The organism is Coleofasciculus sp. C1-SOL-03 (assembly GCF_040220555.1).
Lineage (GTDB): Bacteria > Cyanobacteriota > Cyanobacteriia > Cyanobacteriales > Coleofasciculaceae > Coleofasciculus.
The window spans coordinates 1-10,742 of the sequence record NZ_JAVJUO010000206.1 but is presented as its reverse complement, the minus strand read 5'-3'; the positions used below and the strand labels follow the sequence as shown (position 1 = coordinate 10,742).

Annotated in this window: 5 protein-coding genes; 3 read left to right on the top strand and 2 right to left on the bottom strand. The window is 45.4% G+C overall.

The window, feature by feature from the left end:
- Window positions 1-4,016: beta strand repeat-containing protein (locus RIE73_RS31570; RefSeq protein WP_446404927.1), on the bottom strand; the 4,016-nt coding region annotated here is incomplete at its 3' end.
- 660 nt (window positions 4,017-4,676) lie between these two features.
- On the opposite strand from RIE73_RS31570, the gene RIE73_RS31565 reads away from it, so the two are divergent.
- Window positions 4,677-5,426 carry an ABC transporter ATP-binding protein gene (locus RIE73_RS31565; protein ID WP_446404926.1) on the top strand — a complete coding sequence of 250 codons (750 nt, stop codon included), beginning with the start codon at window positions 4,677-4,679 and terminating at the stop codon, window positions 5,424-5,426.
- Window positions 5,427-5,760: 334 nt separating this feature from the next.
- Complete coding sequence (gene metG / locus RIE73_RS31560) at window positions 5,761-7,443, top strand: methionine--tRNA ligase (RefSeq protein WP_446404925.1); 1,683 nt, start codon at window positions 5,761-5,763, stop codon at window positions 7,441-7,443.
- Between the two features lie 337 nt (window positions 7,444-7,780).
- Here the strand turns inward: metG and RIE73_RS31555 are convergent, their stop codons facing one another.
- Window positions 7,781-9,922 carry a tetratricopeptide repeat protein gene (locus tag RIE73_RS31555; RefSeq protein ID WP_446404924.1) on the bottom strand — a complete coding sequence of 714 codons (2,142 nt, stop codon included), beginning with the start codon at window positions 9,920-9,922 and terminating at the stop codon, window positions 7,781-7,783.
- Window positions 9,923-10,019: 97 nt separating this feature from the next.
- On the opposite strand from RIE73_RS31555, the gene RIE73_RS31550 reads away from it, so the two are divergent.
- Window positions 10,020-10,613, top strand: coding sequence for a hypothetical protein (locus RIE73_RS31550; protein ID WP_446404923.1), 594 nt, complete (start codon window positions 10,020-10,022; stop codon window positions 10,611-10,613).
- Window positions 10,614-10,742: the final 129 nt, after the last annotated feature.

Genomic DNA, 10,742 nt, shown 5'->3' with positions numbered 1-10,742 from the left:
CCACTATCGGTAATATTACCCTCGGCAGTAACATCTAATGTGCCAGTAATATTAGAAGCGCCTAAATCAATCCCATTGTTGTCGTTTAAGGTAACATTTGCGCCATTGGCGGCTACCGTACTGAAGTTATTGGCATTATTTAAAGTAATATCATTCCCATTAGCATTTAATGTCGTCTCACCTGTAACACTCAGGTTGCTACTATCGGTAATCTCGCCAGTGGCAGTAACATCTAATGTGCCAGTAATCGTGGAAGCACCTAAATCAATCTCATTGCTGTCGTTTAAGGTGACGTTTCTGCCACTGCTTACGGCTACTGTGTTGAAGTTATTGGTAGTATTGGCAAATGTGATATCATTGCTGGTTCCTGTTGCCAGTGTAGCTTGACCATTTACTGTTACCGTACCGCTGTTTTGGGTAATGTTTCCTGTTGTCGCGGTAACATTCAGGTTATTCGGTAGGTTGATAGTATTAGTGAATGTGGGATTGCCACCTTGTACTGTCAGGTTAAACGTTTCACCACTCAGGTCAACATCGTTAATCGTAACGTCTCCTGTAACGGTACCATTGCCAATTGTGACTGTGCCATTGGATTGTAAATTGCTTAAATCTGTAGTATTCAGGTTAAAATCACCCGTCGCACCATCACCGATACCAATGGTTGAGGTGGAGTCAGTGGGTTGGAAGGTGGCATTTGCCGCTTCCACTGTATCATTAATATTCACATTGGTGGCAGTCACACCTAAATTCCCCGTAATTTTGGACGCCCCTAAATTAATCCCATCCTCGTCGTTTAAGGTAACGTCTTTTCCTTCGACGGCTATTGTACTGAAATTATTATTGGCGCTATCTAAGATAATATCATTGTCGTTGGCATCCAATGTCGTGTCGCCTGTAACACTCAAGTCGCCACTATCGGTAATATTACCCCCGGCAGTAACATCTAATGTGCCAGTAATATTAGAAGCGCCTAATTTAATCCCATTGCTGTCGTTTAAGGTAACATTCCTGCTACGGGTTACGGCTACTGTGTTGAAGTTATTGGTAGTATTGCCAAATGTAATATCATTGCTGGTTCCTGTTGCCAGTGTAGTTTGACCATTTACTGTTACCGTACCGCTGTTTTGGCTAATATTGCCTGTTGTTGCCGTGACATTCAGGTTATTCGGTAGGTTGAGAATACCCGTGAATGTTGGATTACCACCTTTTACTATCAGGTTAAAGTTCTCACCACTCAGGTCAACATCGTTAATCGTAACCTTTCCTGTTACAGTATCACTGCCAATTGTGACTGTGCCAGTCGATTTTAAGTTGCTTAAATCTGTAGCATTCAGGTTAAAAGTACCCGTCGCACTATCACCAATACCAATCGTTGAGGTATCGCTACTTGGTTGGAAGGTGGCATTTGCCGCTGAAACTGTACCATTGATATTTACATCGGTGGCAGTCACACCTAAATTCCCCGTAATTGTGGAAGCGCCTAAATTAATCGTATTGCTGTCTTTAAGGGTAACATTTGCGCCACTTGTGACGGCTACTGTACTGAAGTTATTGCCATTATTTAAGGTAATATCATTGCCGTTGGCATTCAATGTCGTCGTGCCACCCGTAACACTCAGGTTGCCACTATCGGTAATCGCACCCCTAGCCGTAACACCTAATGTGCCAGTAATACTAGAAGCGCCTAAATCAATCCCATTGCTGTCGTTTAAGCTAACGTTTCTGCCATTGGCGACTACTGTGCTGAAGTCATTGGCATTATTTAAAGTAATATCATTGCCATTAGCATTCAATGTGGTGTCACCTGTAACATTGACGTTGCCACTGTCTGTAATATTACCCCCGGCAGTCACACCGAATGTGCCAGTAATACTAGAAGCGCCTAAATCAATCCCATTATTGTCGTTTAAGATAACATTTGCGCCACTTGTGACGGCTACTGTACTGAACTTGTTGGCATTATCTAGGGTAATATCATTCCCAGTAGCATTTAATACGGTGCCACCTCCAACAGTGAGGTTATTCAAGTCAGTGATATCGCCATTAGCCGTGATGTTAAGAGTACCAGAAATGTTAAAAGCTGGTGGAGTAGTAGCGGTGCTTCCTAGCTTTATTGCAATGTTATTATCATTGATATCATCTCTGAGTGAGACATTGTTAGCACTGGTGACTAAAACCTCATTAAAGTTATTACCGTTATTGTTGAGGGTGATGTTATTCCCTGCACCTGCGGCTAACCGGGTTCTACCACCAATATTTAACGTTCCAGCCGTTTGAGTAATCGCGCCATTGGCTGTAATTGTGAGGTCAAACCCTCCGGTTGAAATACTTTGATTGAGTTCGACAGCGCCCCCTGCATCGAAAACTAAGCTCAATCCATCCCCAGGTGTAGCTGTCGTATCGCTATCAAATATCCGCCCGTTGATGACAATATTTTTAGCCGCTATCAAAGTTAGAGTCTTAACGCCCCTGGTGTTGAAATCCAAGTTAGTTGCTAGGGTGATATTCCCATCATCTGGCATACCTCCGGCTCCTGTATCCACAGTCACATTACCCATACTTAAGCCAGCTAAGAGGGTATTAATATTAAGTACTGAGCCATTCGCCGCCGCCGTAAACTTAAAATCAGGTGCGGTGCCACTAATATTACCAATGGTATTATCCGCCGTACTAATCGTAATATCGAACGGGTCAATTAACCAGGTTCCCCCATCCCCAGCAGGTGCTGTGATATCGGGAGCAAAAGGAACATCTAAGAATCCCGCACTACTGGTTTCAACAAAACCTCCGTTGCCCCCATTTTCTCCACCCCGAGCGCTAATATGGCCATAAGTACGAGTGGTCTGATCTGACCAAGCAATGGTTCGACCCCCACTGCCCTCATCTAAAGCATCGGCGTTAATCCTTGAGTCTTCACTAATAAAAGTAACATCAGCATTGGGAATCGCTTCAAGTCCTTTTTCACCGCCGCCAATTCGTATAGTACCCCCGCCATGGCTTCCTGATGCGTCTACATTGGCGGCAATTAGACCAACTTTATTGCCAATGACATTAATTTCGCCTCCGGTTGAGGATGAGGGCGAGGGTGTACCGACGTTAGAAACATTAATTTCACCCGAAACAATAGCAACTCCTGTTTCTTTTGGTAAGGTTACTCCAGTATCTGCTAGTTGTACATCGCCCGATTCGTTAACCTCGACTCCTGTATCAACTTCCTCCCCTGAACCCGTTAATAATTCAGCTAAATCCCCAGGTTGAACTGGTAACACTTCCCCATCTGGCGTCCTCGGTGGTTCAACCTCCAGAGATAGTAACCCTCCAGGTCGAGAAATTTTGACTAAATTGGAACCGGGAACGGCTGCAACGGTAATGCTTCCCCCTGGTGCAGTTAGTTTCCCGGTATTAACGACATTGCCAGCCAGTAGGGTTAAATTTTTTCCCTCTGATACCGCTAAGTCCCCTGCATTAACAATACTTCCCGCCTCTGTTCCATCAAAGGCAAATTGGTTGGGTGTTCCGACTAAGTTCTGATAATCATTCCCGCCTATGGCATTAAACCAGTTATCATCGCCAAATCCAATAGCGTCGGCGGTGGTGGCGATAAAGTCACCAGGGACATTGAGTTGGGAAGAAGGACCAAAAATAATCCCAGCCGGATTCATTAAATATAGGTTAGGATTGCCTCCGGTGACCTGAATCAACCCGTTAATCACAGAGGCGTCACCACCCACGACGCTACTAAGGATATTGTTTAAATTAGGATTTGCCAGAAAGTTGGCGATTTGGTTGGCATCTAAGCCAAACTGCTGGAAACTGTGGAAGAGATTTTTGCCATCCCCAGACAGACTCCCACCGGAAATGTCGATGCGGTTCCCATCTGGTGTGACAATTGTCCCTGTACCGTCTGCTGGGGTAATCGGCTGCGCCAGAACTAGGACTTCAGAGGATGTACCCAGGTTGAAAACCCAAAGCCAAAATCCGGTCACAGCGGCGGTTAAAAGATGTACTCTGTTCATGGCTGATTCATTAACCCAGCACAGGTTGGGTTTCAAAGGGACGTTTAATACTACTCGCTTCGTTGCCAGATCTATATATTGGATCTAACACATCTATTAAGCTGCGATCGCACTCACTCTTTCTAGGCTAACAATCCCACCCTACTGACATGACACAAAAATAGATTGGGTTCTCTGGACGCAAGGATGATGCCCCTCCGAGGTCTTCAAGTTAGGTGTCACACCACTCACTACAGTCTGGCATGGGGCAATTCACTTGGCTAGGCAACCTAACTCACAATACTCACAATACACATTTATGGCATGATCACCGACTTTAATCAGATTCAACCCGCTCGTCAAGTCTAATTGAAAAAGATTAACAATTCTCAAATTAGTCAAGCGGTGATGTAACTTTATATTTAGTAATGAATAGCAATCGTTAATTGAGTTCGTTCTAAAAACAATTTATGAACTCAAGGGGCTTTCAACAGCGGACTTGGTATCAATCCCCCTGTTCAAGCCACACCTTGACAGTCTCACAAGTATCACCCAGCAACTGATTTGATCCGTCAGGTTTCGCTATCATCCAGACATGGCTCTTTATCTGAAGAGAGTTTAACTTGGGCTATTTATGTTATATTTCTTTACAGATAGACCCTGACTGTCGCTTATATCAATGTGGTTGTGTCTATAAAAAGCCGAAACCAGCTTGATCGGCGCTCAAGCGATCGCAAACCGAAGCAATGGGATACCATCATTGCTGAAAGCGTAACGATGGAATATAAATCCGGCAATCAGCGCTATCAAGTGTTGAAAGGGATTGACTGGCAAATTCAGCGCGGCAATATTCAAATCCTCATGGGACCATCGGGTTCGGGGAAAACCACGTTCCTCTCTATTCTGGCGGGACTACTGACCCCTTCATTGGGCAAGGTCTACCTACTGGGAGAAGAGATAACCAAAATGTCCAGCGCCAAGCTAGCCCGCTTTCGGCGCAATAATATTGGCTTTATTTTCCAGCATTTTAACCTGTTTCCGGCGCTAACGGCAGCCGAGAATATAGAAGTTGTGCTGAATATTAAAGGGATTCGCGGGACGAAGGCGCGATATCAGGCACAAGAGTTGCTCGAACACGTTGGATTAGAGATGCACGCCAATCAACGTCCGGCTAACTTGTCGGGGGGACAGAAGCAACGAGTCGCGATCGCACGGTCTTTAGCGGGTCATCCTCAGATTATCATGGCAGATGAACCCACGGCAGCACTAGACTCAACCAGCGGACATCGGGTGATTGAATTATTGCGGCGGTTGGCAAAGGAAGAAGGGTGTACAGTACTGATGGTGACTCATGACCCCCGTATCCTGGATGTCGCTGACCGAGTAACCTATCTTGAAGATGGGATTGTGAAGACATCTGGCATAACTTGACGCACAATAGTCTTAAGGTGAATAGCAGGCTCCAGTCAGCCCTGAACTAAAGTTCTGGCTTAAAGCTTAAACCCGTTAAAACGGGTTCAACGACTGACCGAGTAAGCTCGATTTTATTTCTTGGCGTTCAAGTTGGCGACATTTCACTTAAGGAGCGTGACATTAAATCACTCCTAGTTCATCGTTGCGCTGTCTTCGCCCTAAACGCTCACATCGCTGACTACAAACCTTAAAACAGGTTAGTCCATTTTAATGGACTTAAGCTTTTAGCCAAGAACTTGAGTTCTTGGCTGATACTAACGCTGTACCCTTTAACACACCCTAAGTAAAATTTATGCGGTATCTGATTACAAGTGCGTTGCCCTATATCAATGGGATTAAACACCTGGGAAATTTAGTCGGTTCTATGCTTCCGGCTGATGTCTATAGCCGTTTCCTGCGACAGGAAGGCGAATCGGTTCTGTTTATATGTGCCACCGATGAACACGGTACACCAGCGGAATTAGCCGCATTGGAAGCCGGATTAGATGTCACCACCTACTGTCAAAAACAACACGAACGGCAAGCCGAAATCTATCGCGGGTTTGGACTTTCTTTTGACTATTTTGGTCGTACTTCCTCCCCAGATCACCATAAGTTAACCCAGCATTTCTATCAACGCCTTGACGAAAATGGCTTCATGGAAGAACGGGAAATTCGTCAGGTTTACTCTCATGAAGATAATCGTTTCTTACCCGACCGATATATTATTGGAACTTGTCCCCATTGCGGATACGATCGCGCTAGAGGCGATCAGTGTGAGAATTGTACCTCGGTATTAGATCCCACGGATTTGATCGAACCCCGTTCGGCGGTTTCCGGGAGTACAAATCTAGAAGTCCGCACCACTAAACATTTATTCTTAAAGCTGACTACTCTGAGTGACGAAGTACGTTCCTGGGTGGATAATCAGCAAGAATGGACAACTCTGACCAAATCCATTGCTCTGAAATGGTTAAATGAAGGATTACAAGACCGCTGCATTACCCGTGATTTAAGTTGGGGTGTCCCTGTACCCCGTCCGGGATTTGAGGGTAAAGTATTTTATGTCTGGTTTGATGCTCCCATTGGCTATATTTCTGCTACCAAAGGATGGGCAAGTCAGCAATCGGAACCCGATGCCTGGAAGCCGTGGTGGTATGATGCCCAAGATATTCGCCATATTCAATTCATGGCAAAAGATAATTTGCCATTCCATACAATTATGTGGCCCGCGATGATTCTGGGAACGCGGGAACCTTGGACAATGGCGGATGATATTAAGGGTTTTAATTGGCTAACCTATTATGGCGGGAAATTCTCCACCAGTTCCAAACGTGGCATATTTTCTGACCAAGCCTTAGAAATTGTACCCGCTGATTACTGGCGCTATGCCTTAATTGCCATGTCTCCAGAATCGGCTGATTCAGCGTTTACCTGGGAATTATTTCAAATTAAAATAAACAAGGATTTGGCAGACAATTTGGGGAATTTTGTCAACCGAATACTCAAATTTGCCAATAGTCGGTTTAAAGGAGTGATTCCAGAAGGAGGAACACCGGGAGAGGTGGAACAACGGTTGCAGGAAAGTTGTGAAAGTTTGACAGCGAAACTGAGTAATTGCCTGCAAAATATCGAGTTTCGCAAAGCCGCCGAAACCTTATGTGCGCTGTGGACAGTGGGGAATCAATATATTGACGAACGCGCACCCTGGGCGCTGTTTAAGCAAAATAAGGAAGAAGCGGCGTTAGTGATTCGCACCTCGATTAATCTGATTCGGCTGTATGCGATCGCGTCGAATCCATTTATTCCGTTTACCGCCGAGAAAATATTTGATGCGTTGCAGTTATCAGACACAGAGAGAACACAAAAATTAACTCAGGCGGTAGATTTTAATGCCTTGGCAGCCGGTCGTTCTTTTGAGGTTCCACCTCCCCTATTTCGCAAGTTAGAGGATACAGAAATAGCCGAATTGCGCCAACAATTTGGAGGCGAATAATTCAGGGTGAAACGTGCCACGGCACGTCTGGGAGCTGGGAAAACCACGATCGGGTTCCATACCTCGGACCGTTCGTAGTTGCGCTTCAGCGCGATCGCATCCCGTTGACGAGGACAACAATACCACAATCCTGTAGGGACACATAGACGTGCGCCCTAACCGAAGCGCGATCGCATCCCGTTGATGAGGATTGTGATCACAAAAAGCTGGGCGGTTAGAAACCGCAGCTACACAAACAAAACCCGCCTGCGCGGGTTACAATACACTTGCGATCGCATCCCGTTGACGAGGATAACACTATCACAAACCCTTCACCACCCATAGACTAGCACCCAAGTTAAGAATCGTCCTGACTCAGCCACTCCCGCTGAATCCTCTCCAAATCTTTAACCGCCCCTAATTGCCCAAAGAGTTGATGGGCTGTGTTGTAATAGTTTTCGGCAAGGTCAATATTACCGCGCTGACGTTCAAGTTTTGCTAACTCATAGTTGACCCTGGCAATATAATGTTTTATTTCCAATTTTTCCATTTTGGTTAAAGCGTCTTTTAATAGTAATTCTGCTTTCGGCAAATTTCCTTTTGCCAGTTCATTTGCTCCAAGACAATAAATTCCTAACGCAATACCATCGCCCTTGTCTAATCCTGTCATTATTTGGAGTGCTTGCTGATAAAGTTGTTCGGCTTCATCATAGTTGCCATAAGCACGTTGTATATGTCCCATACAGCCAAAAGACTCGGCTATTCCCAGTTTATTATTTGATTCTATCCTTAATTTCAACGATTGCTGATACAGGCGAACGGCTTCCTTGAAATTGCCACGATTGCTCTCGATATCTGCCAAACAACCGTAACCTGTTGCTATTTCATCACGCTGATTCAACTCTTCCATGATTTGTAAATATTGCCGATAAAGTTGCTCTGCTTGATCCAACTCACCTCGGTTAACTTGGATATTTCCCAACTGACCATAGGAAATTGCTTGACCTTGTTGATCACCTAATTCTCTATATATCTCTAAGCTGTTTTGATAAAGACACTCTGCTTCTTCCGAATTATACCGAAGACATTCAATATCTCCTAACATACTTAGGGATTTAGCAATATAAATTTTATTATGCTGCTTTTGAGAGGTGGACAAAGCCCCATGTAAATATAGTTGTGCTTGGCTCAAATTACCAAAATCGCGATACATTTCTCCTATCCCCATCAAGCAGTAGGCTTTCGTATCTTCATCAACATGAGGTTGTAACTGTTCATATAGGTTCTTAAACAAATCCCAATACCCCCACCGTCTCAGGTATTTTTTTAGGTGATTATCGAGTAGATTGTATGCTTCACCGTAGTTTTCCAGCTTGAAAGCGAAATGTTGATACTCTAAGACAGGACGTAAATCTTCTATTGTTTGAGGATTATCTGGCTTCTTGACAAGGGAATAGAAGTTATAGGCTATTTTCCATAGCTTTTGCAGTTCATGTTTATAGTCTGCTTGTAGAAACTCGACAATCACCCGATGTAAGTCATACAAGACTTCACAGTTTTCCTCATCATAGCGACTCTGGACTAAACTACTATCCACTAATTGCCCAATAATCGCCTCAGTTTCGCCAATCTCCTCTTCAGTAAAGTTCACCGATTCTGCCATTCGTACAGCCTTCTCAAACCGGGAATCATTCTCTTGATATAACCGCAAAAAGGTTAACCCCTGACAATCAATCCCCACCCGCAACACACACATTCGACGCAGTAAATCTCGCGCTGCTTCATTTTGTCGCATCAATTGTTCTCGGAGAATCGGTTCAGCCTTTTTCGTCACCAACTCTGGATGCTTCCGTAGATATCCCGGTTTCCCTTTTCCTACCGCCGCCAGTTGGGTTAATAGAAAAACATGTCCCTCAACTTTGGCTGATACCCACTGCAAATCGGCTATTTTATCCCGTAAATGACGCTGGCGCAGAATTTCTACCCCCGCCTTTGTCGCCACACCCGTTACTGTTTCAATCTGTACTAATTCTGAATCCGGTTCTGTATTCTCATAACGCGGATCAGTGAAATCAGCCGGGATGTCTCGACTGGTTATAATGGTTTGGCACTGATGCTGTTGATAGACTAAAGCGTTGAGGAATTGACCCCACTCTGGGGACATGGCTTGTCTGGCTTGGGGATGGTTGGCGGGATGTAAGATAGTTTCCAGGTTATCTAGTAGGAATAAGCAGGGTTGTTGGGCGAATCCCTGAATAATTTTGGCAATCTTTTCCTCGCTACGCTGTAACCCTTCCCTTGTGTCAATCCCGAATCCATCCCGTAACAGAAATTCGGTGATGTCATCAAAACTGGTTCCCAGTTGTACCTGAAAATATATCACCAAGGGATAGGGACAATGGGTGACTGGAGTGCGGCTGGATAATTCAATTCCTAACGCTTCCAGCAGTTTCACCGCTAAACTGGTTTTGCCGATTCCGCCTTGTCCGATTAATGCCAATATTTTTAAGGGAGTATTCGGTTGGCGGAGTTTGGCGGTTAATCGGGTAAGAAGTTCGTCGCGCCCTTGCCAAACGGGGATTGTGGGGAATCCTTGATTGGTAATTAGTCGGGTTTGGGGAGGGGTGAGGGCGGGTTTTGTTGGGGGGTTAGGGGTTGATGTTGTTGCGTTAGCGTCTAAACCCGCCCCGACATTATTTGGGGATGGTGGGTTAAAGGTGTTTTTTGGATTGGTTGGGGTGGTGAGGGCGGGTTTTGTTGAGGCGTTGGCGGTTGATGTTGTTGAGTTAGAGTCTAAATCCGCCCCTACGCTATCTGGGGATGGTGGGTTAAATGGGGGTTTTGTGGGGTTGGTTGGGGTGGTGAGGGCGGGTTTTGTTGAGGCGTTAGGGGTTGATGGTGTTGAGGTAGCGTCTAAACCCGCCCCTACGCTATCTGGGGATGGTGGGTTGAATGTGGGTTTTGTGGGGTTGGTTGCGGTGGTGAGGGCGGGTTTTGTTGGGGCGTTAGGGGTTGATGTGGTTGAGGTAGCGTCTAAACCCGCCCCTACGTTATTTGGGGATGGTGGGTTGAATGTGGGTTTTGTGGGGTTGGTTGGGGTGGTGAGGGCGGTTTTTGTTGAGGCGTTGGCGGTTGATGGTGTTGAGGTAGCGTCTAAACCCGCCCCTACCTTATCTGGGGATGGTGTTTGAAAGTGGGTTTTTGTGGGTGGGTTTGGGTGGTTTGGGGGTGTTTTGTTTAGGGCTTGGTGGTTGTTGTGGTTGATTCTAAACCCGCCCCCACGATATCTGTTGTTGTTGGTTTTATTGTGGTTTTTGTGG